Annotated in this window: 20 protein-coding genes; 12 read left to right on the top strand and 8 right to left on the bottom strand. The window is 69.3% G+C overall.

What is annotated here, in order from left to right; translation table 11 throughout:
- Nucleotides 1-41 precede the first annotated feature (41 nt).
- The gene (gene gcl, locus DXK32_RS14460) at nt 42-1,811 is read right to left on the bottom strand and encodes a glyoxylate carboligase (protein WP_114859147.1); all 1,770 of its coding nucleotides are present in this window, start codon (nt 1,809-1,811) and stop codon (nt 42-44) included.
- Between the two features lie 195 nt (nt 1,812-2,006).
- Here gcl and DXK32_RS14455 point away from each other — a divergent pair, with 195 nt between their 5' ends.
- Nucleotides 2,007-2,630 (top strand): thiamine phosphate synthase, encoded by a 624-nt coding sequence (locus DXK32_RS14455; protein WP_114859146.1) that lies wholly within the window; start codon nt 2,007-2,009, stop codon nt 2,628-2,630.
- Between the two features lie 170 nt (nt 2,631-2,800).
- The gene (locus DXK32_RS14450; protein WP_114859145.1) at nt 2,801-3,490 is read left to right on the top strand and encodes a GntR family transcriptional regulator; all 690 of its coding nucleotides are present in this window, start codon (nt 2,801-2,803) and stop codon (nt 3,488-3,490) included.
- A gap of 55 nt (nt 3,491-3,545) precedes the next feature.
- On the opposite strand, the gene pyk is transcribed toward DXK32_RS14450, so the two are convergent.
- Nucleotides 3,546-5,021 (bottom strand): pyruvate kinase, encoded by a 1,476-nt coding sequence (pyk, locus tag DXK32_RS14445; RefSeq protein ID WP_114859144.1) that lies wholly within the window; start codon nt 5,019-5,021, stop codon nt 3,546-3,548.
- Between the two features lie 192 nt (nt 5,022-5,213).
- Between pyk and DXK32_RS14440 the strand changes: the two genes are divergently transcribed.
- Nucleotides 5,214-5,966 (top strand): NUDIX hydrolase, encoded by a 753-nt coding sequence (locus DXK32_RS14440; protein WP_114859143.1) that lies wholly within the window; start codon nt 5,214-5,216, stop codon nt 5,964-5,966.
- A 67-nt stretch (nt 5,967-6,033) separates the two neighbouring features.
- On the opposite strand, the gene DXK32_RS14435 is transcribed toward DXK32_RS14440, so the two are convergent.
- A protein-coding gene (locus tag DXK32_RS14435; protein WP_114859142.1) for an IS630 family transposase occupies nt 6,034-6,991 on the bottom strand; the annotation gives its coding sequence in 2 pieces (ribosomal slippage) (nt 6,034-6,661 and nt 6,660-6,991; 960 coding nt in all).
- Between the two features lie 271 nt (nt 6,992-7,262).
- Between DXK32_RS14435 and DXK32_RS14430 the strand changes: the two genes are divergently transcribed.
- Nucleotides 7,263-9,011: a pyruvate, phosphate dikinase gene (locus DXK32_RS14430; RefSeq protein WP_114859141.1), complete on the top strand. Its 1,749-nt coding sequence runs from the start codon at nt 7,263-7,265 to the stop codon at nt 9,009-9,011.
- A 101-nt stretch (nt 9,012-9,112) separates the two neighbouring features.
- On the opposite strand, the gene DXK32_RS14425 is transcribed toward DXK32_RS14430, so the two are convergent.
- A complete protein-coding gene (locus DXK32_RS14425; RefSeq protein ID WP_114859140.1) occupies nt 9,113-9,562 on the bottom strand; it encodes a CBS domain-containing protein in 450 nt (149 codons plus the stop codon).
- 343 nt (nt 9,563-9,905) lie between these two features.
- Here DXK32_RS14425 and DXK32_RS14420 point away from each other — a divergent pair, with 343 nt between their 5' ends.
- On the top strand, nt 9,906-10,655 hold the full coding sequence (locus DXK32_RS14420; protein WP_114859139.1) for a sulfite exporter TauE/SafE family protein: 750 nt from the start codon (nt 9,906-9,908) through the stop codon (nt 10,653-10,655).
- A gap of 22 nt (nt 10,656-10,677) precedes the next feature.
- Here DXK32_RS14420 and DXK32_RS14415 read toward each other — a convergent pair whose 3' ends face one another.
- The gene (locus DXK32_RS14415; protein WP_247877151.1) at nt 10,678-11,226 is read right to left on the bottom strand and encodes a gamma carbonic anhydrase family protein; all 549 of its coding nucleotides are present in this window, start codon (nt 11,224-11,226) and stop codon (nt 10,678-10,680) included.
- 140 nt (nt 11,227-11,366) lie between these two features.
- Between DXK32_RS14415 and DXK32_RS14410 the strand changes: the two genes are divergently transcribed.
- Nucleotides 11,367-11,597, top strand: a complete 231-nt coding sequence (locus DXK32_RS14410) for an FmdB family zinc ribbon protein (protein WP_038528075.1) — start codon at nt 11,367-11,369, stop codon at nt 11,595-11,597.
- A gap of 10 nt (nt 11,598-11,607) precedes the next feature.
- Here DXK32_RS14410 and DXK32_RS14405 read toward each other — a convergent pair whose 3' ends face one another.
- A complete protein-coding gene (locus DXK32_RS14405) occupies nt 11,608-13,149 on the bottom strand; it encodes a sigma 54-interacting transcriptional regulator (RefSeq protein WP_114859137.1) in 1,542 nt (513 codons plus the stop codon).
- A gap of 233 nt (nt 13,150-13,382) precedes the next feature.
- On the opposite strand from DXK32_RS14405, the gene DXK32_RS14400 reads away from it, so the two are divergent.
- Entirely contained in the window at nt 13,383-14,735 is a 1,353-nt protein-coding gene (locus DXK32_RS14400) for a D-amino acid dehydrogenase (RefSeq protein ID WP_432612345.1), read from the top strand.
- A gap of 21 nt (nt 14,736-14,756) precedes the next feature.
- Here DXK32_RS14400 and DXK32_RS14395 read toward each other — a convergent pair whose 3' ends face one another.
- On the bottom strand, nt 14,757-15,491 hold the full coding sequence (locus DXK32_RS14395) for a PRC-barrel domain-containing protein (protein WP_114859135.1): 735 nt from the start codon (nt 15,489-15,491) through the stop codon (nt 14,757-14,759).
- A 129-nt stretch (nt 15,492-15,620) separates the two neighbouring features.
- Here DXK32_RS14395 and DXK32_RS14390 point away from each other — a divergent pair, with 129 nt between their 5' ends.
- A complete protein-coding gene (locus DXK32_RS14390; RefSeq protein WP_114859134.1) occupies nt 15,621-16,193 on the top strand; it encodes a type 1 glutamine amidotransferase domain-containing protein in 573 nt (190 codons plus the stop codon).
- Between the two features lie 48 nt (nt 16,194-16,241).
- On the opposite strand, the gene DXK32_RS14385 is transcribed toward DXK32_RS14390, so the two are convergent.
- Nucleotides 16,242-16,904: a LuxR C-terminal-related transcriptional regulator gene (locus DXK32_RS14385; RefSeq protein WP_114859133.1), complete on the bottom strand. Its 663-nt coding sequence runs from the start codon at nt 16,902-16,904 to the stop codon at nt 16,242-16,244.
- A gap of 352 nt (nt 16,905-17,256) precedes the next feature.
- Between DXK32_RS14385 and DXK32_RS14380 the strand changes: the two genes are divergently transcribed.
- From DXK32_RS14380 to DXK32_RS14365, 4 genes are all read left to right on the top strand, one after another.
- The gene (locus tag DXK32_RS14380) at nt 17,257-17,958 is read left to right on the top strand and encodes a LuxR C-terminal-related transcriptional regulator (RefSeq protein WP_109068336.1); all 702 of its coding nucleotides are present in this window, start codon (nt 17,257-17,259) and stop codon (nt 17,956-17,958) included.
- 117 nt (nt 17,959-18,075) lie between these two features.
- Nucleotides 18,076-19,542: a xanthine dehydrogenase small subunit gene (gene xdhA / locus DXK32_RS14375; protein ID WP_114859132.1), complete on the top strand. Its 1,467-nt coding sequence runs from the start codon at nt 18,076-18,078 to the stop codon at nt 19,540-19,542.
- Nucleotides 19,535-21,874 (top strand): xanthine dehydrogenase molybdopterin binding subunit, encoded by a 2,340-nt coding sequence (gene xdhB, locus DXK32_RS14370; protein WP_114859131.1) that lies wholly within the window; start codon nt 19,535-19,537, stop codon nt 21,872-21,874. The genes xdhA and xdhB overlap by 8 nt, the downstream gene beginning before the upstream one ends.
- The gene (locus tag DXK32_RS14365; protein ID WP_247877150.1) at nt 21,867-22,709 is read left to right on the top strand and encodes an urease accessory protein UreD; all 843 of its coding nucleotides are present in this window, start codon (nt 21,867-21,869) and stop codon (nt 22,707-22,709) included. The genes xdhB and DXK32_RS14365 overlap by 8 nt, the downstream gene beginning before the upstream one ends.
- Nucleotides 22,710-22,717 lie beyond the last annotated feature (8 nt).

The raw sequence follows: 22,717 nt of genomic DNA, 5'->3' as shown, positions 1-22,717 counted from the left end.
GACCCACGAAGTGGGGAGGGTGGGGGCAACCGCCCGCCCGATCAGACCCGCACCAGCTCCGGCTCGTCCGCCGGCACGTCCAGCACGTCCTCGAACTCGGTGATGTTGTTGATCTCCGTGCCCATGGCGATGTTGGTGACGCGCTCCAGGATGACCTCGACGACCACCGGGACCTGGAACTCGTCCATCCACTGCTGCGCTTGCGCGAAGGCGGATTGCAGGTTGTCCGGGTCGGTGACGCGGATGGCCTTGCAGCCCAGACCCTCGGCCACCGCGACGTGGTCCACGCCGTAGACGCCGATCTCCGGGGCGTTGATGTTCTCGAAAGAGAGCTGGACCTGGAAGTCCATCTGGAAGGCGCGCTGCGCCTGCCGGATCAGCCCGAGGTAGCTGTTGTTCACCAGGACGTGGATGTAGGGCAGCTTGAACTGCGCGCCCACCGCCAGCTCCTCGATCAGGAACTGGAAGTCGTAGTCGCCGGACAGCGCGACGATCTTGCGCTTCGGATCGGCCACCCGCACGCCGAGCGCCGCCGGCAGGGTCCAGCCGAGCGGGCCGGCCTGACCGCAGTTGATCCAATGGCGCGGCTTGTAGACGTGCAGGAACTGCGCGCCGGCGATCTGCGACAGGCCGATGGTCGAGACGTAGCAGACGTCCTCGCCAAAGGCGCTGTTCATCTCCTGATAGACGCGCTGCGGCTTGATCGGCACGTTGGCGAAGTCGGACTTGCGCAGCATGGAGCGCTTGCGGACCTGGCAGGTCTTCACCCACTCCGACCAGTCGCGCAGCTTGCCGGCGGCCTTCCACTCCTTCGCCACTTCGATGAAGAGGTCGAGCGCGGCCCCGGCGTCGGACACGATGCCCAGGTCCGGCGCGAAGACGCGGCCGATCTGGGTCGGCTCGATGTCCACATGCACGAACTTGCGGCCCTTGGTGTAGACGTCGACCGAGCCGGTGTGGCGGTTGGCCCAGCGGTTGCCGATGCCCAGCACGAAGTCCGACGCCAGCATGGCGGCGTTGCCGTAGCGGTGGGCGGTCTGCAGACCGACCATGCCGGCCATCAGCGGATGGTCGTCCGGAATGGCGCCCCAGGCCATCAGGGTCGGGATGACCGGCAGGCCGGCGATCTCGGCGAACTCGACCAGACGGTCGCTGGCGTCGGCGTTGATGATGCCGCCGCCGGCCACCAGCAGCGGACGCTCCGCCGCGTTCAGCATGGCCAGCGCCTTCTCCACCTGGGCGCGGGTCGCCGCCGGCTTGTAGGTGGGCAGCGGCTCGTAGGAGTCGGGATCGAACTCGATCTCGGCCATCTGCACGTCGATCGGCAGGTCGAGCAGCACCGGGCCGGGCCGGCCGGAGCGCATCAGGTGGAAGGCCTGTTGGAAGGCGTAGGGGACCTGCCCCGGCTCCAGCACGGTGACCGCCCACTTGGCGACCGGCTTGGCGATGGACGGGATGTCCACGGCCTGGAAATCCTCCTTGTGCAGGCGGGCGCGCGGCGCCTGGCCGGTGATGCACAGGATCGGAATGGAGTCGGCGGAGGCCGAATAGAGGCCGGTGATCATGTCGGTGCCGGCGGGGCCGGAGGTGCCGATGCACACGCCGATGTTGCCGGCCTTGGCGCGCGTGTAGCCTTCGGCCATATGCGACGCGCCCTCGACATGGCGCGCAAGAACGTGGCCGATGCGGCCGTTGCGTTGCAGCGCCGCGTAGAACGGATTGATGGCCGCTCCGGGGACGCCAAAGCAAACGGACACGCCTTCTTTTTCCAGGACATGCACCGCCGCTTCAATCGCCATCATCCTAGCCATGGCTTGGTCTCCTCACTCGCATAACGGGTCGCTGTTGCGTTGGATTGAGCTTTCATCAGCGGGGCGGCTATTGGCAAAGTGTTGGCGAATCCTTTCCGCGTGATGGAAATCGCGCCGAACGGGGCAGTCCTTCACGGCGCTTTGGACAATTATGCTGCACTTGCACAGTCCCGATGGCGCTGTCATCGTGAGCGGATGATGGCGATCCCGAGTCCCCGCCTCCTGGCGATCACGGACCGGCGGCAGGCGGCGCAGCCCCTGCCGGATCTGGCGGCGCGCCTGTTCGCCGGCGGGTTGCGCTGGCTGTCGCTGCGCGAGAAGGATCTGGACGAGTCGCGGCAGATCGCCCTGGCCCACGCGCTGGTGGAGCGGGCGCGGCCCTGGGGGGCGCTGGTCACGCTGCACGGCGACCCGGATCTGGCGCTGGCCGCCGGCACCGACGGGGTGCATCTGCCGGAAGGGGCCGACGTCGCGGCGGCGCGGCGGCGGCTCGGTCCCGGCGCCCTGGTCGGGCTGTCGACCCACGACGCGGAGGGGATTCGGCGAGCTGCGGCGGGCGGGGCCGATTACGTCACTCTGTCGCCCGTCTTCCCGTCGCCGAGCAAGCCGGGATACGGCCCGCCGATCGGGACGGAGGCGCTGAGACGCTTGGCCGCGGAGGCTCCCCTGCCGATCATCGCGCTCGGCGGCGTGGAGTCGGGCACGATCGGGGACTGTCTGGCCGCGGGAGCCGTCGGAGTGGCGGTCATGGGTACGGCGATGCGGACACCGGACCGCCTGCCCGATCTGCTCAAGGCCTTGAAAGGCGGACAACCGTAAGGACGGGGGGCGGGCGGCGTCACCCTATCTTTATCGTAATCCTGGACTTTTCAGTCCGAAATATGCATCTGGTATCTTATATACGAAAACGATGCGATGCCTTTCGCACGACCGGGCCGGCGCACAGTGGGGTGTTTCCGGACGGCCAGCATTGAGGAACGGTGCCGACCATGAACCCTCCGCCGATCAACGTCCAGCCGCTCGACACCGGATCGACCTTCCGCGCGCAAGCCTATCATGCGTTGAAGCAAGCCATCTCGCAAATGGACATCTACGACCATAACGACGAGATCCGGCTTGAGGAGAGGCAGCTCAGCGAGTTGCTCGGCGTCAGCCGGACGCCGATCCGCGAGGCGCTGACCCTGCTGGAGCAGGAGGGGTTCATCCGGCTCCAGCCGCGCCGGGGCATCTTCGTCATCCGCAAGACCAAGGCCGAAATCGTCGAGATGATCCAGGTCTGGGCGGCGCTGGAGAGCATGGCCGGTCGGATGGTCGCGACGCAGGCCACCGACGAGGACATCCGCACCCTCTGGGACCTGTTCCGCAACTTCGAGATGCGGAACCCCAAGGAGCATGTCAACGAATACTCCGACGCCAACATTGCCTTCCACAAGAGCATCATCCGGCTCAGCGGGTCCAAGCTGATCCAGGAGATGACCGACAATCTGTTCATCCACATCCGCGCGATCCGCAAGCTGACCATCGGTCAGGACAACCGGGCGGAGCGGTCGATCAACGACCACAAGGAAATCATCAAGGCCCTGGAACGCCGCGACGTCGACCAGGCCGAACACCTGATCCGCGACCACACGCTGGGTCTGGCGGCGCACGTCGAGAAGCATTGCGATTTCCTGGAGTGATCCTGAAATGACGGTGCCCCACCCCCGGTGAGGGGAGAAGGGCACCGATACGGGGTCAGGCCGGCACGTGGGTCTTGACCGCGGCGGCGGTTTCGGCGGCGTTGTTCAGTCCGTTCGCGGTGATCGTGACCACGCGCAGGCTGTTGGTGGTGCCGGGCGTTCCGAAGGGGACGCCCGCCGTCACGATCAGCGACTGGCCGGGGGCGCCGATGCCCTCCTGGGCGGCGACGAGGCTGGCCCGCTCGACCATTTCCGCGAAATTCGCCACGTCGGCGGTCCACACCGGATGGACGCCCCAGGCCAGCGACAGCAGGCGGGCGGTCCCGCGTTCGGCGCTGAGGCCGAGGATCGGCACGGTCGGCCGCTCGCGCGAGGCGCGCCGCGCGGTGGAGCCGGTGCTGGTGAAGGTGGCGATGCCGGCGGCCGAGATGGTCTCGGCGATCTGGCGCGCCGCGGCGGACAGGGCGTCCGGGGTGGTCGCCTCCGGGCTCGGATGCTCGGAGTCCATGATGCGGCGGTAGAGGGGATCGCGCTCCACCCGGCGGATGATGCGGTCCATCATCGCCACGGCTTCGACCGGGTGCTTGCCCGAGGCGGATTCCGCCGACAGCATCACGGCGTCCGACCCGTCATAGACGGCGGTCGCCACGTCCGACGCTTCGGCGCGCGTCGGCGTCGGCTCGGTGATCATCGATTCCAGCATCTGCGTGGCGACGATCACCGGCTTGCCGGCGGCCCGGCTCAGGCGGATCATCCGCTTCTGCAGGCCGGGCACATCCTCCGGCGGCAACTCCACGCCCAGGTCGCCGCGGGCCACCATCACGGCGTCCGACAAGGCGATGATCTCCTCCAGCCGGGGCAGGGCGGCTGGCTTCTCCACCTTGGTCATGATGTGGGCGCGGTCGCCGATCAGGGCGCGCGCCTCCAGGATGTCCTCCGGCCGCTGCACGAAGCTGAGGCCGATCCAGTCCACGCCCAGCGTCAGGCCGAACTGCAGGTCGCTGCGGTCCTTCTCCGACAGGGCGCTGAGGGCCAGCGTGGTGCCGGGGACGTTCATGCCCTTGCGGTCGGACAGGGTGCCACCGACCATGACCTCGGTCTCGGCATGGTCGGGGCCGCAGCTCAGCACGCGCAGGCGCATGCGCCCGTCGTTCAGCAGAAGCTCGTGGCCCGGCTCCAGGCTGGCGAAGATCTCCGGATGGGGAACGCAGACGCGGCTGCGGTCGCCGGGGGTCGGGTCGAGATCGAGGCGGAAGCGGTCCCCGCCGGCCAGGATCACCGCCACCTCCTTGAAGGTGCCGACGCGCAGCTTCGGACCCTGAAGATCGAGAAGCACGCCGATGGGGCGCCCGACCGTCTCCTCGACCGCGCGGATCTGGCGGTAGCGTTCGGCGTGGTCGCGCTGCGTGCCGTGGCTGGCGTTCAGGCGGAAGACATCCACGCCGGCCTCGGCGAGGGCGAAGATCTGGCTGTAGGTCGAGCTGGCCGGCCCCAGAGTGGCGACGATCTTGGTGCTGCGGTTGCGCTGCATGGCGCGGGCCTCCTGAGAGGGCGATGACTTGACGATGACTGGGTGGTGCTTGCGGCAATGCTGCGACCGGGGTGGGGTGGGGGTCAAACCGCCGCTATGGCTTTTCCACATAGCGGGAAGTCACACGGTTGGTTTGACCGGGGGTAAGCCCCGGGCGGACACTGGACGCCCGCGATCAGCCAGGACGATGCCATGAACACGCCTGTCGAGCCGCTTTCCGCTGCCAGCCTGATCCTTCTGCGCGACAGCGTGGACGGGCTGGAGGTCTTCATGATCCAGCGCCACCGCGACCTTCGCTTTGCGCCCGGCGCCACGGTGTTTCCCGGCGGGCGGCTGGACGCGGAGGACAGCGAGCTGCCCTGGCGGGAGCTGTCGCTGCCGCTGACCGACGACATGCCGCAGCGGATGGCCGCGATCCGCGAGGCGTTCGAGGAGTGCGGGCTGCTGATGGCCGGCGGCACGGTGGATGCCGCCGTCCTCGACGGGCTGCGCAGCGCGTCGGGCGGGACCTTCCTGGATCGGCTGCTGGCGGCGGGGCTGGCGCCGGACGTGGCGGCGCTGGTGCCTTTCGCCCGCTGGGTCACGCCGGAGAGCGTGTGGCGGCGCTACGACACCCTGTTCTTCCTTGCCAAGGCGCCGCCGCGCCAGACCGCCGTGGTCGACGGGGTGGAGGCGGTCGCCGGATTCTGGGGCACGCCGCGGGCGATCCTCGCCGAGGCGGAGGCGGAACGGCTGTCGCTGGTCTTCGCCACCCGCATGACCCTGCTGCGTCTGGTCGACTGCCGCACGGTGCGCCACGCGATGGAGGAGGCCGCGCGCTTCCACCCCCTGACGCCCATCCTGCCCCGTCCCGTCGACACCCCTGAAGGGCCGGCGCTGCGCATTCCGGACGGGCTGGGCTATCCCCTGACGCAGGTCCCGCTGGAGCAGGCGCGGCTGGGCTGATCGCCCGGGCCATCCGGGCTTGGTGTCGTGCATTTCTTGTCAGGAATTCGCCTAGAGCATCGAGCGTTTAATCTGACGCATATCCTGCGTGCCTGAGGTAGTTCCAGCAATCCTCGGGTGTGTAGAGGTCGCAGATTGAACCGACGGCTTTCCACAGTTCGTCGATGGTGCGGGCGCCGATGCGCCGGAGATGGGCCTTGAGCTTGGCGAAAGCCATCTCGATGGGATTGAGGTCGGGACTGTAAGGCGGGAGGAAGAGAAACCAAGCGCCACGCTGCTTGAGGGCGGCCTTGGCCTTTTCGCTTTTGTGGCAAGACAGGTTGTCGAGAATGACAACGTCGCCCGGCCGCAAGGTCGGGGCGAGTTGGGTCTCGACATAGGTCTCGAAGAGCACTCGGTTCATCGCGCCCTTGATGATCCAGGGGGCGGTCAGGCCATCGCAGCGCAGGGCGGCGATAAAGGTCTGTGTGCCCCAGTGGCCGAAGGGCGACTTGGCCTTGAACCGTTGGCCGCGCTTGGCCCGCCCGCGCAGCCGGGTCATCTTCGTGGTGGTGGCCGTCTCGTCGAGGAACACCAGCCGATCCGGCTCCTCGCGCATCCGGGGCTGACGATGGCTGCGCCACATCCGGCGGTCCTCGGCAACGTCAGCGCGACCGGCCTCGCTTGCCAGCAGCGTTTTTTTTGACGCTGTAGCCACGGGCGAGCAGGAAGCGTGACAGCGAGGCGGGGTGGACCGTCACCCCGCGCTCGGCTTTCAGCTTGGCCGCCAGTTCCGGCATGGTGATCTCGCCTTGCTTCTCCACCCAGCCGATCAGAAGGTCGGCATGTGGGGCCAGCTTGCCGCCGCCCGGCGGGCGCCCCTGCCGGGCCGGTTCCAGCGTGCCTGTCGCCGCCATCCGCTGGGCAAGCCGCACGCTCGTGCTCGCGCTCACATCAAACCGGCGCGCCGCCGCCCGACGCGAACCGCCTTGCTCGATCTCGCCGTAAATCCGAACCCGAAGGTCCGGCGAATAGCTGCGACCCATGATCCACCTCCAAAGACGGTGAATCACGCCAGACGCCAAAACGCAACTCTCGATTCAGATTTCACGCGCGATGCTCTAAAATTCCGCTATGCGGAATTTCCCGTGCCTTTTTTCGCCGCCGAAGCGTTATCGTCGCAAATGCGACTATTTGTGCATTGCACTCAGTTCGCAAAATGGCATTATATGGAAATAAGATATCGGTTTGACCGGAGAAATTTTCCGTTCATGTCCACAGGGTGCCTGAACACCACGCCGACGCGAGGATAGGTCCATGCTCCACCAGTCCATCATCCAAGGCTCCACCGACGCCAGCGGCGCCATCGCCGTCGGTGCCGCCGTGGTTGCCGGGCACGCGGCTCTGCCGGCGGCCGGTGGACAGGCGGCCAAAGGGTCGGTGGCCGGTGGACAGCGCTGGGTCTACGCCTTCGGCGGCGGTGGTGCGGAGGGACACGGCGGCATGCTGGCGGAGCTGGGCGGCAAGGGCGCCGGGCTGGCCGAGATGGCGCGGCTGGGCGTGCCGGTGCCGCCGGGCTTCACCATCGTGGCGGAGGCCAGCCGCCGGCACCGCGCCGGGCAGGGCGGCCTTCCCGCCGGGCTGACGGCCCAGGTGGAGGAGGCGCTGACCCGGCTGGAAGCTGTGGCGGGCGCCCGCTTCGGCGGGGCGGAGAACCCGCTGCTGGTGTCGGTCCGCTCCGGCGCGCAGGCCTCGATGCCCGGCATGATGGACACCATCCTGAATCTCGGCCTGACCGACGCGACGGTGACGGGGCTGGCGGCTCGCAGCGGCGACGCGCGTTTCGCCTACGACTGCTACCGCCGGCTGATCCAGACCTACGGCACGGTGGTGCAGGGAGTGGGCGCCCACGCCTTCGACGCGGCGCTGGAGGCCCATAAGGAGGCGCGCGGGTTGGTCCGCGACGCCGACCTGGGCGCCGCCGACTGGCGCGCCGTGGCCGCCGCCTACCGCGACGTGATCGAGCGCGAGGCGGGGGAGCCCTTTCCTCAGGACGCGCGGACCCAGCTCTTCGCCGCCATCGCGGCGATCTTCCGCTCCTGGAGCAACCCCCGCGCCGTGGCCTACCGGGCGGTGCACGGCATTCCCGACGACTGGGGCACCGCGGCGACCGTGCAGGCGATGGTGTTCGGCAACCGTGGCGCCGCCTCCGGCACCGGGGTGGCCCACAGCCGCGATCCGTCCACCGGCGAGGCATTGCTGAGCGGCGAGTTCCTGGCCGACGCCCAGGGCGAGGACATTGTGTCCGGCCTGCGCACGCCGGGACCGCTGGCCGGCGCCGAGGCCTCCCTTCAGGCGGTCGCCCCCGAGGCGTTCGCCGAACTGGGCCGCATCGCCGACCGGCTGGAGCGCCATTTCGGTGACATGCAGGAGATCGAGTTCACCGTCCAGCAGGGCCGCCTGTTCATCCTCCAGTCGCGCGCCGGCAAGCGGACGCCGGAGGCGGGGGTGCGCATCGCCACGGAGTTGGCGCAGGCCGGCATCATCTCGCGGGCCGAGGCGGTGCGGCGCGCCGATTTGCCGGCGCTGGCCGACAGCCTGCGTCCCATCGCCGATCCCGACGCCCCCCGCGAGGTGATCGCCTGCGGTCTGCCAGCCTCCTCCGGGGCGGCCACCGGCGTCGCCGTCTTCACCTCGGACGAGGCGGTCCGGCTGGCGTCGGAGGGGGTGGCGGTGGTGCTCTGCCGGCCGGAAACCTCGCCCCACGACGTGCACGGCATGCAAGTGGCCTGCGCGGTGGTGACCGCCCGGGGCGGCGCGACCAGCCACGCCGCAACCGTCGCCCGCGCCATGGGGCTGCCCTGCGTCACCGGAGCGCGCATGCTGCGCGTCGATCCGGCGGCCGGCGTGATGACGGTGGGTGATCGGACCGTCCGGGCCGGTGAGATCATCACCGTGGACGGCGGGGCAGGGCAGGTGATCCTGGGCAGCGTGCCGATGATCCGCCCCGAGCCGCCGGAAGCCATGGCGCTGCTGCTGCGCTGGGCCGAGGGTATCGGCGAATGATGGCTTGAAGCCATGAGAAAAGGCCCGCCGTCCGATGGGACGACGGGCCTTCCGGTGACGGGCCTTCCGGTCGGGGCCTTTGCGCTTTCGCCGGGCCGCGGTCAGTGGGCGTAGACCGGGGTTTCCTGGGCCGGGGGCTGGGTGTGGGCGATCATCTCGGTGAGCTGGAGCTTGGTGAAGTCGCGGGCGCTGACGACGCCGACCAGCGTGGCGCCGTCGAGCACCGGGAGATGGCGGATGTGATGGCGGTCCATCAGTTCCAGCGCGTGGACGAGGCTGTCGTCGGGCGAGCAGGTCTGCGGAGCGCGCGACATCAGCATGAAGACCGGCGTCTTCAGGACCGACGCGCCGCGCTCCAGCAGCGCGTAGACGACGTCGCGCTCCGACAGCATGCCGGCGACGGCGTTGCCCTCGGTCCGACAGACGTCCTTGACCACCAGGGCGCTGATGTTCTCCGACTTCATCAGCCGGATCGCCTCCTCGATGGTTTCGCCGGAGCGGACGGTGACGACGCGGGATTCCTTGGTCCGAAGAATGTCGGCGACTTTCATGGCGAGCCCTCCACCAGACAGCGGGTTTCGTAAGCGCGCCCTGCACGGAAACCCCCGCGGGGGACCGGAGCGTGACCGGCGGAACCGCATCGGGCCGGTCGAAGGCCGTCGGCGGCACCTGGGCATCGGGCAGTGGCAGGCGATGGATATTTGGTATACCAGATGCCACAGCGCGTCAATGGCTAATGTAGCAAACAATCAGTAAAATCGCATTTTTGTGCAGAGGCTTCGCTGAACCGCGCGGCTGAACTTATAGCGGTTGCCCGGCTCTATGGCGTTTGTCAGGGTGCCCAGAACGCTTTCTGGCATGCCAATACGTGAAGAGGCCGACGGTGGGGGTGCGATGCTTGCCATGGTGCTGCTGATGGTCGCGGCGTTCGCGTCGGGCGTTCTCAACGCCGTCGCCGGGGGCGGGGCCTTCATCACCTTTCCGGCGTTGCTGTTCGCCGGGGTCCCGCCGGTCAGCGCCAACGTGTCGAGCACGGTCGCCCTGTTCCCCGGCCAGATGGCCAGCGCCTGGGCCTACCGCAAGGAGATCCGCGGCGTGACGGAGGTCAGCGTCACCGCCTTCTCCGTGGTCAGCCTCGTCGGCGGGGTGGTCGGGGCCATTCTTCTGCTGACCACGCCGGACCGCGCCTTTGCCGGGCTGGTGCCGTGGCTGCTGCTGTTCGCGACGGCGGTCTTCGCGGTCGGCAGCTTCATGCCGACGCTGGCCGCCCGGCTGCGGCTGAGCGGTCGCTCCGTTCTGGCCGTGCAGTTCGTCATCGCCATCTACGGCGGCTATTTCGGTGGTGGTATCGGCTTCCTGATGCTGGCGGCGCTGACCCTGTTCGGCCTGCGCGACATCCACGCCATGAATGGGCTGCGCATCCTGCTGGCCGCGCTGATGAACGGCGCGGCGGTGGCGGCCTTTTGCCTCTCCGACGCGGTGTCCTGGCCGGAAACCGCCGTCATGGCGGTGTCGGCCATCGCCGGCGGCTATGCCGGTGCCCACGCGGCGAAGCGGGTCAGCCGCGACGTGATGAAATGGGTGGTGGTCTCGATCGGCGTGGGGCTGACCCTGTATTTCTTCATCAGGGGCGCCGGGGGCTGAGGGCGCCCCACGCCGGGTCTTGTCAGGGCTGGCCGGGGACGGTGCCGGGGGCGGAGATGGGGCGCAGCCCCTTGGCGTAGCTCTTCCACCGCTCCTGATAGACAGCGGCGGGGGCGCGCATGCGCTCCACATCCTCGTCCGACAGAGTGCGCACCACCTTGCCCGGCGCACCGAGCACCAGCGAGCGGTCGGGGATCTCCTTGCCCTCGGCGATGAAGGCGTGGGCGCCGATCAGGCAGTCGCGGCCGATGCGGGCACCGTTGAGCACCGTGGCGCCGATGCCGATCAGGCTGCCGTCGCCGACGGTGCAGCCGTGCACCATCGCCAGATGGCCGATGGTCACATTCTTGCCGATGAGCAGCGGGAAGCCCGGATCGACGTGGAGGACGGCGTTGTCCTGGACGTTGCTGCCGGCGCCGATGTGGATGCGCTCCTCCTCGGCGCGCATGACCGCGCCCCACCAGACGGACACGTCCTCCTCCAGCAGGATGTCACCGACGACGGTGGCGCTGGGGGCCACCCAGCAGTTGGGCGACAGCTGCGGGACCTTGTCGTTGAAGGCGTAGATCACCCGTTCCTCCTTCGGTTTTCGTCTGGACATCCTAGCGCGGAACGGAGCGGCGGCGTGAGAATGCTGCGCTGCGCTATACCCATAAGAAAATTACGTGATAGGATGGGCGCGCCCGGTTCCCGACCCGTGTGAGGATTTCCATGCCGCTCTATTCCTACCGCTGCACCGCCTGTGACCACGACTTCGAGGCGCTGGTGCGCTCGTCGGACACGCCCGTCTGCGCCTCCTGCGGATCGGCGGCGCTGGAGCGGAAGGTGGCGCGCATCGCGCCGGACACCAAGGCCGACAAGTTCCTCAAGACCGCCCGTGGCGCCGCCGCCGCGGAAGGTCATTTCAGCAACTACAGCAAGGCCGAGCGCTCGCGCATCTGACGCGCGGCTCTCACGTCCCGTCCGGTATCCCGTACTTGCGCAGCTTGTTCGCGATCATCGTGTGCGAGGTGTGGAGGCGGGCGGCCAGCTTGCGGCTGGACGGGTAGCGCGGGTAGAGGCGGCGCAGCAGGCCGCGTTCGAACGCCGCCGCCGCCTCATCCCAGCTCGACGGCTCGGCGGGTTCGCCGCCGGTCTCGGGGTCCATGCGCGCCCCGGCCAGTTCCAGATCGGCGGCGTCGAGATAGGCGCCGTCGCTCATGGTGACGGCGCGGAAGATGACGTTTTCCAGCTGACGGACGTTGCCCGGCCAGGGATTGGCGAGCAGGGCGGCGCTGGCCGCGACGGTCAGGCGGCAGGGCGGGCGGCGGGCCTGGGCGCAGGCGCGGGCGATGAAGTGCCGGGCAAGCAGGAGGATGTCGTCGCCGCGCTCGCGCAAGGCCGGGACCTGGAGCGACAGCACATTCAGCCGGTAGAACAGGTCCTCGCGGAAGCTGTGCCCGGCGACCATGGCGTCGAGGTCGCGGTGGGTGGCGCTGACCACCCGCACATCCACCGTCTGCTCGCGGTCGCCGCCGACGCGGCGGAAGCGCCCGTCGTTGAGGAAGCGCAGCAGCTTGGCCTGAAGGTAGGGCGACATCTCCCCGATCTCGTCAAGGAAGACGGTGCCGCCGTGGGCCAGTTCCAGTAAACCGGGCTTGCCGCCGCGCTGCGCCCCGGTGAAGGAGCCGGGGGCGTAGCCGAACAGTTCGCTCTCCGCCAGACTCTCCGGCACGGCGGCGCAGTTCAGCGCCAGGAAGGGCTTGTCGCGGCGCGGGCTGGCGCGGTGGCAGGCGTGGGCGATCAACTCCTTGCCGGTGCCCGTCTCGCCCAGGATCAGCAGCGGGGCGTCCACCGCCGCGACCCGCGCCGCCCGCGCCTTCAGCGAGCGGACCGGGGCGGACTCGCCGAGGATGCGGTCGAAGCCGCCTTCGTCGAAGTTCTGCAGGGCGTTCAGACGCTCGCCCAGCCGGCTCGGCGCGAACAGGGTGACCACGCCGCCGGCGGAGCGCCCGTCCTCCACGATGGGGGTGACATCGAGCAGGAATGGCTGGCCGTTCAGCGTGACCTCCTGCCCGGCGGCGAGGCGGAAACCGTTGTCCACCAGCAGGTCGGACAGCTCGGCGTCGCCGAACAGCCGGCCGAAGTCGGCGCCGGTCAGCTCGGCCTCGCTGCGCCCGGCGACCGTCGCGGCGGCGGCGTTCGCCACCACGATGCGGCAGGCGCGGTCCACCGCCAGAACCGGGTCGGGCAGGGCGGCGAGCAGCGCGTCCAGATGCAGCCGCCGCCGCGTGCCGGGCAGGATGTCGATGGGGGTGACGGACTCCACGCCCAGCACGGCGCGCAGCGCGGCGTCGAGCGCGCCGAAGCCCGGCACGTCCAGTTCCGGCGCGTCGATGTGGATGTGCGGCGGGTCCACCTCGACCGCCACGACGTTCAGGCGCCGCTTGGCGAGAACGGCGAGGATTTCATGGGCGATGCCGACCCGGTCGGCGAACAGGACGTCGATGCGCATGGCTCTCCCCAATGGAAGGGGGAGTGTACCACGATGGGCGCATCCGTAAATATCCGTTTACACCGTAACGTTTTCTGTACGGTGATGGCAAATTGCTGTTCTGGCTCCGTTTATCAGGGGAGCGGGAAACGCTTTCCGGCCACCCTGTAACGATTTATGTACAGTGTCGTTCGGCGCCCAACCGTCCGCTCCAGTGTTTCCGCGGCTTCCGGCACTTGGCATCGCGTTTGCGAATGGGGTGCGAACAAATCCGTGATCTCGGGAGCCTTCACATGCGCGTCATCGTCCTCGGTAGCGGCGTCATCGGCGTTTCCACCGCCTATTTCCTGGCGAAGGCCGGTCATGAGGTCACGGTGGTGGATCGGCAGCCCGGCCCGGCTCTGGAGACCAGCTACGCCAACGCGGGCGAGGTGTCGCCGGGCTACTCCGCACCCTGGGCGGCGCCGGGCCTGATGGCGAAGGCGGTGAAGTGGATGCTGATGAAGCATTCGCCGCTGGTGATCCGGCCCAAGCTGGACCCGGCCATGTGGTCCTGGTGCCTGAAGCTGCTGGCCAACGCCAACGAGCGCTCCTACGAGATCAACAAAGGCCGCATGGTCCGGCTGGCCGAATACAGCCGCGACTGCCTGCGCGCCCTGCGCGACGAGACCGGCATCCGCTACGACGAGCGCGCCAAGGGCACGCTCCAGGTCTTCCGCACCCGGAAGCAGGTAGACGCCGCCGCCACCGACATGGCGGTGCTGGACCGTTTCAAGGTGCCCTACAGCCTGCTCGACGTGGAGGGCTGCGCGGCGGTCGAGCCGGCGCTGCGGCTGGTCAAGGAAAAGATCGTCGGCGGCCTGCTGCTGCCCGGCGACGAGACGGGCGACTGCTTCCGCTTCACCAACGCGCTGGCCGCGCTGGCGACGGAGATGGGGGTGGAGTTCCGCTACAACACCGCCATCCGCAAGCTGGAGAGCGACGGGCGCCGGGTCACCGGCGTGGTGACCGACGCCGGCACGCTGACCGCCGACTCCTACGTCGTCGCCATGGGCAGCTACTCCCCGACGCTGGTGAAGCCGTTCGGGCTTGACCTGCCGGTCTATCCGGTGAAGGGCTATTCGCTGACTCTGCCCATCGTCGATGCGGCGGGCGCCCCGGAATCCACAGTGATGGACGAGACGCACAAGATCGCGGTGACCCGCCTCGGCGACCGCATCCGCGTCGGCGGCACAGCGGAGCTGACCGGTTTCGACCTGACGCTGCGTCCGGGCCGCCGCGGCCCGCTCGACCATGTGGTGAGCGACCTCTTCCCCACGGGCGGCGACCTGTCGAAGGCGGAATTCTGGACCGGCCTGCGGCCCAACACGCCGGACGGCACCCCCATCGTCGGCGCGACCCCGGTGCGCAACCTGTTCCTCAACACCGGCCACGGCACGCTGGGCTGGACGATGGCCGCCGGCTCGGGCCGGGTGGTCGCCGACGTGGTCGGCGGACGCCAGACGGAGATCGACATGGACGGGCTGACCGTTGCCCGCTACGGCCGTTCCGCCGCCACGGCCAGCCGCCCGACGGTCGGCGGCGTGGCCCGCCCGGCGGCCCGATAGGCGCTGTTTCGCGCGCGGTTCTTATTCCTGGCGCGCCTGGGCCCCCTGGTTCAGGCGCGCGGTGTTGAACTCCTTCATGCGCGCAGCGTCGAAGGAGCCGAGCGCCTTCACCTGCTCCGGCGTCGCCTGCAGCGTGACCGAGGTCAGGCCCGGCTCCAGCGCCGCCGCTTTCCAGGCGACGGCGTAGGGGCCTTCACCCTCCGGCTCTGGCGTCACCACGACGGCCTTGAGCGCGCCGTTGCGGTCGAACACCAGATCCTCCACCGTGCCGAAGAATCCGGCCTCGGCCGCGTCGCCCGCGGTGTTGGCCGGCTGGCCGATCAGGGCGGAGACGCGCCAGTCGCCGGGCCGGCTGGCCGCCTGCTGCTGGCGCCGGATCAGGTCCAGCGTGTCGGGGCCGGTGACCGGATAGGCCAGCATGCCGTCCACCGATCCGGGCATGAGCTGGTGCCAGGGCACGGTGAAGCGCGCCTCCCCGACGTCGAGCATGCCGCTGGCCTCGATCACGGCGCTTTCCAGCCGCCCGTCCGCTCCGACGACGAGATCGACCACCTGCCCAAGCTCCTCGCCGAGCAGCCCCTCGACCTCCGTTCCGACGATCACGCCGGCCCGCCAGCCCTGGTACAGCCGGGGATAGGACGCCTCCGTGGTTCTCGCGGAGTCCGCGGCTTGGACGGGTTGAGGAACGCCCAAAGTGAGGGACGTGGCGATGGCGAACGCGGCGAGGATGCCCGCCGAAGTGCCGCTGTAACGCATGGGTCTGTGCTCCCGATTGTGACGCGCGGTCCGTCAAAGGGAACATGGGAGGTGCGTGGCGGTTCCGGAGGGAACTCCCCGGAGGTACGCCGGTTGCTGACCGGACAGGCCAACGGAGGAGGTGATCCCATGGCAGGAAAACTTGAGAAGAAGACCGTCGCCGTTCTGGCGACCGACGGCTTCGAACAGGTCGAATTGACCGAGCCGGTGAAGGCGTTGCGCAACGAAGGTGCCGAGGTGCGGATCGTGGCGCCCCAGGGCGGCCAGATCCAGGGCTGGAACCACCACGACAAGGCCGACCGGGTGGATGTCGACGTTACGCTCGATCAGGCGGACCCTGGAGGCTTCGACGCGCTGGTGCTGCCGGGCGGCGTCATCAACCCCGACGCGCTGCGGCTGGAGCCCAAGGCCATCGATTTCGTGCGCAGCTTCGTCCAGTCGGGCAAGCCGATCGCCGCGATTTGTCACGGCCCCTGGACGCTGATCGACGCGGGCGGTGCGAAGGGCAAGCGCATGACCTCCTGGCCGTCGCTGAAGGCCGATCTCGGCAACGCCGGGGCGCAATGGGAGGACAGCGAGGTGGTCACCGACCAGGGTCTGGTGACCTCGCGCAAGCCGGACGATCTGCCGGCCTTCTGCCGCAAGATGGTGGAGGAGTTCGCCGAAGGCCGCCATGGCGGCCACCGCCACGCGGCGGAGTGACGACGCATCGTCCCCTCTCCCCCGTGTTTGGGAGAGGGGATGACTTTCCTAGACGGACACCAGTGGCGACAGGCCGTTCTGGATCGCCCAGACCGCGGCTTGCGTGCGGTTCTGGGCGTTGATCTTCCGCATCACATTCTTGAAATGCATCTTCACGGTCGATTCCGTGATGTGCAGGTTGCGCGCGATGGCCTTGTTCGACTGTCCGGCGAGCAGGCAGCGCAGGATCTGGATCTCGCGCTTCGACAGCTCGTTGTTGGCGGGCTGGGCGCGCTCGGGCTGCGGGCGCTCGCTGTTGGCGTTGGCGATCAGCAGGCTGGCGACGTGGGTCGGATAGACCACCTCGCCCAGCATGACCAATTGCAGGGCGCGCAGCAGGGACTCGCTCGACATCGACTTGTTCAGATAGGCGTCGGCCCCGGCCTTCAGCGACAGCGACAGCGTGCGGTCGGCGATGGCGTCGGCCAGCACGGCGATGCGGGCGCTGGTGGCGGCGCGCAGGCGCTTGACCCCGCCGGCCTCGTCGTTCGTCGCCTCCCCCAGGGCCACCACGATCAGGTCGGGCTGCATGCCCTGAGCGATGGCCGCCTCGGCATCCTCAACCGTCACGGCGTGATGCCCGACGCGGAAGGGGCCGCCGCTGATGAGCGTTCCCAGCGCCGCCGAAAACAGCCGATCATGGTCCACGAGCATGACGTTCCAGGTTCTCATCGAAAATCCTCCGCGACGCCACCCGTGACGAGCAGCGCACAACGCCAATCGTTGTCCGTTTCGCCGGGGAAAAGGGAAAAAAGCCGCCTTTATTGTATCGAAAAAGCGTGCTTTACGCTGGTTGTCCCGATGATTTATACGGATGGTCAGGGAGCGGCGCAAGATGCTTGGAAGAAGCTCGATACGAATGAATCATAAATGGCTTCTAAGCTGTAGAAATTCGCACAGCGCTGCTTCTGCAAAGTCCAAAAGAGGTATCTTTATACTTTTCCGCTGGACAGAAAGTCGGGCCGGTTTTGGGTGTTTTTGTTTTCCGGAACGGGTTTCGGCGGCTTGATGGGGTAGCAAAGCAATGGAAGTTCAGCTGCAGACGCGCGGCAAGGAGCGGTCGGTGGCCGGCAGGGCGCAAACATTTCTGGTGGTCGACGACCACCCCCTGGTGCGGCACGGCTTCGCCCTCTCGGTGGGGGAGATCCACCCGGACGCGCAGGTGCTGGAGGCTGGCTCGCTGGACGAGGCGATGGCCATCGCCGACCGCACGCCGGACCTGACGCTGGTCCTGTTCGATCTCAATCTGGGCGACCGCAGCGGGCGCGATGGGGTGCGCCGCATGGTCGAGGTTCTGGGAAGCCGTCCGCTGCTGGTCATCTCCGGGTCGGACGAGGTGGCGGACATCGTGGACAGCGTGCGGCTGGGGGCCAGGGGCTACATCCTGAAGACGAGCTCCACGGCGGTGCTGGAGCACGCCATCTCCCTGGCGCTGACCGGGGAGACCTTCCTGCCGCTGCCCCGCGCCGTCCTGTCCGGCAACGTCGCGGCGGAGGTCGCGCGCCCCTCGGGCCAGATCCTCGACCGCCTGACCGACCGGCAGCGCGACGTGTTCCAGCTTCTGCTCGCCGGTCACTCGAACAAGGAGATTGCCCGGGAACTGGGTGTGCTGGAAGGCACCGTGAAGGTCCATGTGCGGGCCATCATGCAGAAGCTGGGCGTGCGCAACCGCACCCAGGTCGCCGTCGTGGCCGCCCGCAGCGGCTGCTTCCCCGAGGACGCCTGACCCCTTCGGATCGGTTTATCCATCCGGACCATGCCTTTATGGCTAGACGGCCGGCCCGCCATTGCGGCCTGCGGAGACTTTCCGGCACTATGACGGAAACGCCCGACAGGAGGGACAATGACGGGCTCTGTGCGTTTCGTGCTCGGCGGACGGGTGGTGGAGGTGCGGGATGCCGATCCCACCACCACGGTGCTGAACTGGCTGCGCGCCAACGGGCGACCCGGTTCCAAGGAGGGCTGCGCCGAGGGGGATTGCGGCGCCTGCACGGTGGTGCTGGGCGACCTTGCCCCAGATGGACGTGTTCGCTACCGCGCTGTCAATGCCTGCATTCTCTTCCTGCCGATGATCGACGGCAAGCTGCTGCTGACCGTCGAGGATCTGGCCGGTGAGGACGGGGACCTGCACCCGGTCCAGGCGGCGATGGTGGACAAGCACGCCTCGCAATGCGGCTTCTGCACCCCCGGGTTCGTGATGGCGCTGTTCGCCCTCCACCATGACCAGCGTGCGGCCGACGGCGGCCTGACCGATGGGGCGATCCACGACGTGCTGGCCGGCAACCTGTGCCGCTGCACCGGCTACCGCCCGATCCTCGACGCCGCCCGGACCATGGCGGCGGAGCGGAGCGATGACCGCTTCGACCGGGCGGAGGAGGGCATCGCCACGCTGCTGCGCTCCATCCAGCGCGACGGGGCTCTGACCGTGACCCACGGCGCCGCCAGCTTTCACGCGCCGCGGGGCGTCGATGAGCTGGCCGCCCTGTTCGCCGCTCATTCGAACGCCACGCTGGTGGCTGGGGCGACCGACGTCGGGCTGTGGGTGACCAAGCAGGGGCGCAGCCTGCCCACGCTGATCCATCTTGCCCAGGTGCGAGAGCTTCACCGGATCGACGAGGGGGCCGACGCGCTGGAGATCGGCGCGGCGGTGACCTACACCGACCTGCTGCCGGTCCTGGAGCGCCGCCTGCCCGAGCTGGCCGCGCTGGTCACCCGCATCGGCGCGGCGCAGGTGCGCAATTCCGGCACGCTGGGCGGCAACATCGCCAACGGCTCGCCCATCGGGGACAGCATGCCGGCCCTGCTGGCGCTGGGCGCCGCGCTGGTGCTGAACCGGGGCGGGGTGCGGCGGGAGCTGCCGCTGGACCGCTTCTACCACGGCTACCGCAAGAACGACCTGAAGCCGGGCGAGTTCGTCGAGCGCATCCGCATCCCCCTGCCGCGCCAGGGCCAACGCTTCGCCACCTGGAAGGTGTCCAAGCGGCGGGACCAGGACATCTCCGCCGTCTGCGCCGCCTTCCTGCTGACGCTGGACGGGGCGGGGCGGGTGGCCGAGCTGCGCGCCGGTTACGGCGGCATGGCGGCGACCCCGGCCCGCGCCCCGGCGCTGGAGGCGGCGCTGGCCGGGCAGCCCTGGATGGCGGACGCCGTGGCGGCGGCCCTGCCGGCGCTCGACCAGGACTTCCGCCCGATGACCGACATGCGGGCCGGCGACCGCTACCGGGCGCTGGTGGCGAAGAACCTGCTGATGCGCTTCCTTCTTCACACGACCGGGGCCGACATGCCCTCCCTGGAGGCCGTGCATGGCTGACGGCGGCACCATCCAACCGATCCGCGGCGGCGTCCACCGGGGCATCGAGCATGAAAGCGCCCGCAAGCATGTGACGGGTGCGGCGGCCTACACCGACGACATCCCGGAACTGCCCGGCACGCTGCACGTCGCGGTGCGGCTGTCCGAGCGGGCGCACGCGCGCATCCTGGGCATGGACCTGTCGCGGGCGAAGCAGGCGCCGGGCGTCCACGCGGTCCTCACCTACGCCGACGTTCCGGGGGACGGCGACATCGGCGCCGTCCAGCGCGGCGACCCGATCCTGGCCGACGAGTTGGTGACCTATGCCGGGCAGGCGGTGGTCGCCGTGGCGGCGGAAACGCTGTTGCAGGCCCGCGCCGCCGCCCGGCTGGTCGAGGTCTATTACGAGGACCTGCCGGCGGTGCTGACCGCCGAGGCGGCGCTGGAGAAGGGCAGCGTCGTCGCGCCGCCGCTGACCTTCCGGCGCGGCGACGCGGCGGCGGAGGTCGCCGGGGCGCCGCACCGGCTGACCGGCACGCTGGAGGTCGGCGGGCAGGACCATTTCTATCTGGAAGGCCACATCGCCTACGCCATTCCGAAGGAGGACGGCGACCTGCTGGTCCATTCCTCGACCCAGCATCCGTCGGAGGTCCAGCACGCCGTCGCCCAGGTGCTTGGGCGGCCGATGCATGGCATCGCCGTGGAGTGCCGGCGCATGGGCGGCGGCTTCGGCGGCAAGGAGAGCCAGCCGGCGCAGATCGCCGCCATCGCCGGCCTGCTGGCCAACGCGACGAAGCGGCCCGTGAAGTTCCGCCTGGACCGCGACGACGACATGCTGATGACCGGTAAGCGCCACGACTTCTTTGTGCGCTACGATGTCGGCTTTGATGGGGAGGGGCGCATCCAGGGTCTGGAGATGGACCTCGCCGGGCGCTGCGGCGTGTCGCTGGACCTGTCCAACGGCGTGGTCGACCGCGCGATGTTCCACGCTGACAACGCCTACTATCTGCCGGCGGCGCGGGTGACCGGGCATCGCTGCAAGACCAACACGGTGTCCAACACCGCCTTCCGCGGCTTCGGGGGGCCGCAGGGCGTCATCGCCATCGAGCATGTGGTGGACGAGATCGCCCGCTCCCTCGGCAAGGACCCGCTCGACGTGCGCCGCGCCAACCTCTACGGCGGGCCGGGCCGCGACACCACCCATTACGGGATGCCGGTCGAGGAGCCGGAGATCCTGGCCGAGCTGATGGAGCGGATCGAGCGGGACGGCGACTACCGCCGCCGGCGCGCGGAGATCGACGCCTTCAACGCCCGCAGCCCGGTGCTGAAGAAGGGGTTGGCGGTGACGCCGGTGAAGTTCGGCATCTCCTTCACCGTCAAGCACCTGAACCAGGCGGCGGCGCTGGTCCATGTCTACACCGACGGCTCCGTCCAGGTGAATCACGGCGGGACGGAGATGGGGCAGGGCATCCACACCAAGATGGCCCAGATCGCCGCCCAGGAATTCCAGATCGACGTGGAGCGGGTGCGGGTCACCGCCAGCGCCACCGACAAGGTGCCGAACGCGCCGCCCACCGCCGCGTCGGCTGGCACCGACCTGAACGGCATGGCGGTGCGCATCGCCGTGGGGACGATCCGCGACCGTCTGGTGGCGTTCCTCGCCGAGCACTGCCACACCACGCCGGACAAGGTGGAGTTCCGCGACAACGCCGTCTTCGCCGGCAACCACGCCATGACCTTCGCGGAGGTGGCGAAGCTCGCCTGGCTGAACCGGGTGTCGCTGTCCTCCACCGGCCATTACGCCACGCCGAAGATCTGGTGGGACCGCGAGAAGTGCGAGGGGCGGCCCTTCTTCTACTTCTCCTGCGGCGTCGCGGTGACCGAGGCGTTGATCGACACGCTGACCGGCGAGTACAGCTTCCCCCGCGCCGACGTGCTGCACGACTGTTCCGGCAGCATCAACCCGGCCATCGACCTCGGGCAGGTGGAGGGCGCCTTCGTCCAGGGGCTGGGCTGGGTGACGTCGGAGGAGCTGTGGTGGGACGGCGAGGGACGCTTGCGCACCCACGCGCCCAGCACCTACAAGATCCCGACCTCGCGCTCGCTGCCGGAGGATTTCCGGGTGGCGCTCTACATGGACCGCCCCAACCGGGAGGACACGGTGTTCCGCTCCAAGGCGATCGGGGAGCCGCCGCTGATGCTCGGCATCTCGGCGTGGCTGGCGCTGAAGGACGCCGTCGCGGCGGTGGGCGCCCACCGGCTGCCCGTGCGCCTCGACGCGCCCGCGACCCCGGAACGGGTGCTGCTGGCGGTCGAGGATGTGAAGACAAGAATGGGTTCCGCTGGTGGCTGACGCGTTGATGAAGAAGGTCGCCGTCCACGGCGCGGCGACGGTGCGGTTCGAGCATCGCCATGGGGCCACGCGCCTCGCCACGCTCTACCACCACGACCCGCTGCGGGTGCTGCTGCCCGACCCGCGGGCGGGGGACCTGTCCATCGCCGTGCTGGTCACCACCTCGGGCGGGCTGGTCGGCGGCGACCGGCTGGACGTCGCCCTGTCGGCGGGGCCGGGGGCGGCGGCGCTGGTGACGACCCAGGCGGCGGAGAAGGTCTACCGCTCCGCCGGACCGGACTGCCGCATCGACACCCGCGTGACCGTGGAGGCCGGCGGCTGGCTGGAATGGATGCCGCAGGAGGCCATCGTCTTCGAGGGCTCCCGCCTGCGCCGCCTGACCCGGCTGGAGCTGGAGGGTGACGCCCGCCTGATCGCCGGGGAGATGCTGGTGTTCGGGCGCGCCGCCTTCGGCGAGACGGTCACCCGCGGCCTCGTCCGCGACGCTTGGGAGGTGGTGCGCGACGGCCGCCTTGCCTGGGCGGATGCTCTGCACATGGACGGCGACCTTGCTGAGACGCTGGCCCACCCGGCGGGCTTCGGCGGGGCCGGGGCCTGCGCCACGCTGCTCTACGCCGCCCCCGACGCAGGGAGCCGGCTGGAGGCGTTGCGCGAGGCGGCGGAGGGGCTGGAGGGCGTGCGTGTGGGGGCGACGGCCTTCGACGGGCTGCTGGTCGTCCGCATTCTGGGCGGCGAGGCGCGGTCGGTGCGCGGCGCCTATGCGGCGCTGTGGTCGCACCTGCGCGCGGCGGCGGCTGGCCTGCCGACGCGCTTGCCGCGGCTGTGGGAGGTCTGACCGGCGCG

Source organism: Azospirillum brasilense (assembly GCF_003349955.1).
Classification (GTDB): Bacteria; Pseudomonadota; Alphaproteobacteria; order Azospirillales; family Azospirillaceae; genus Azospirillum; species Azospirillum brasilense_B.
This window is presented reverse-complemented; position numbering and strand designations above follow the sequence as displayed.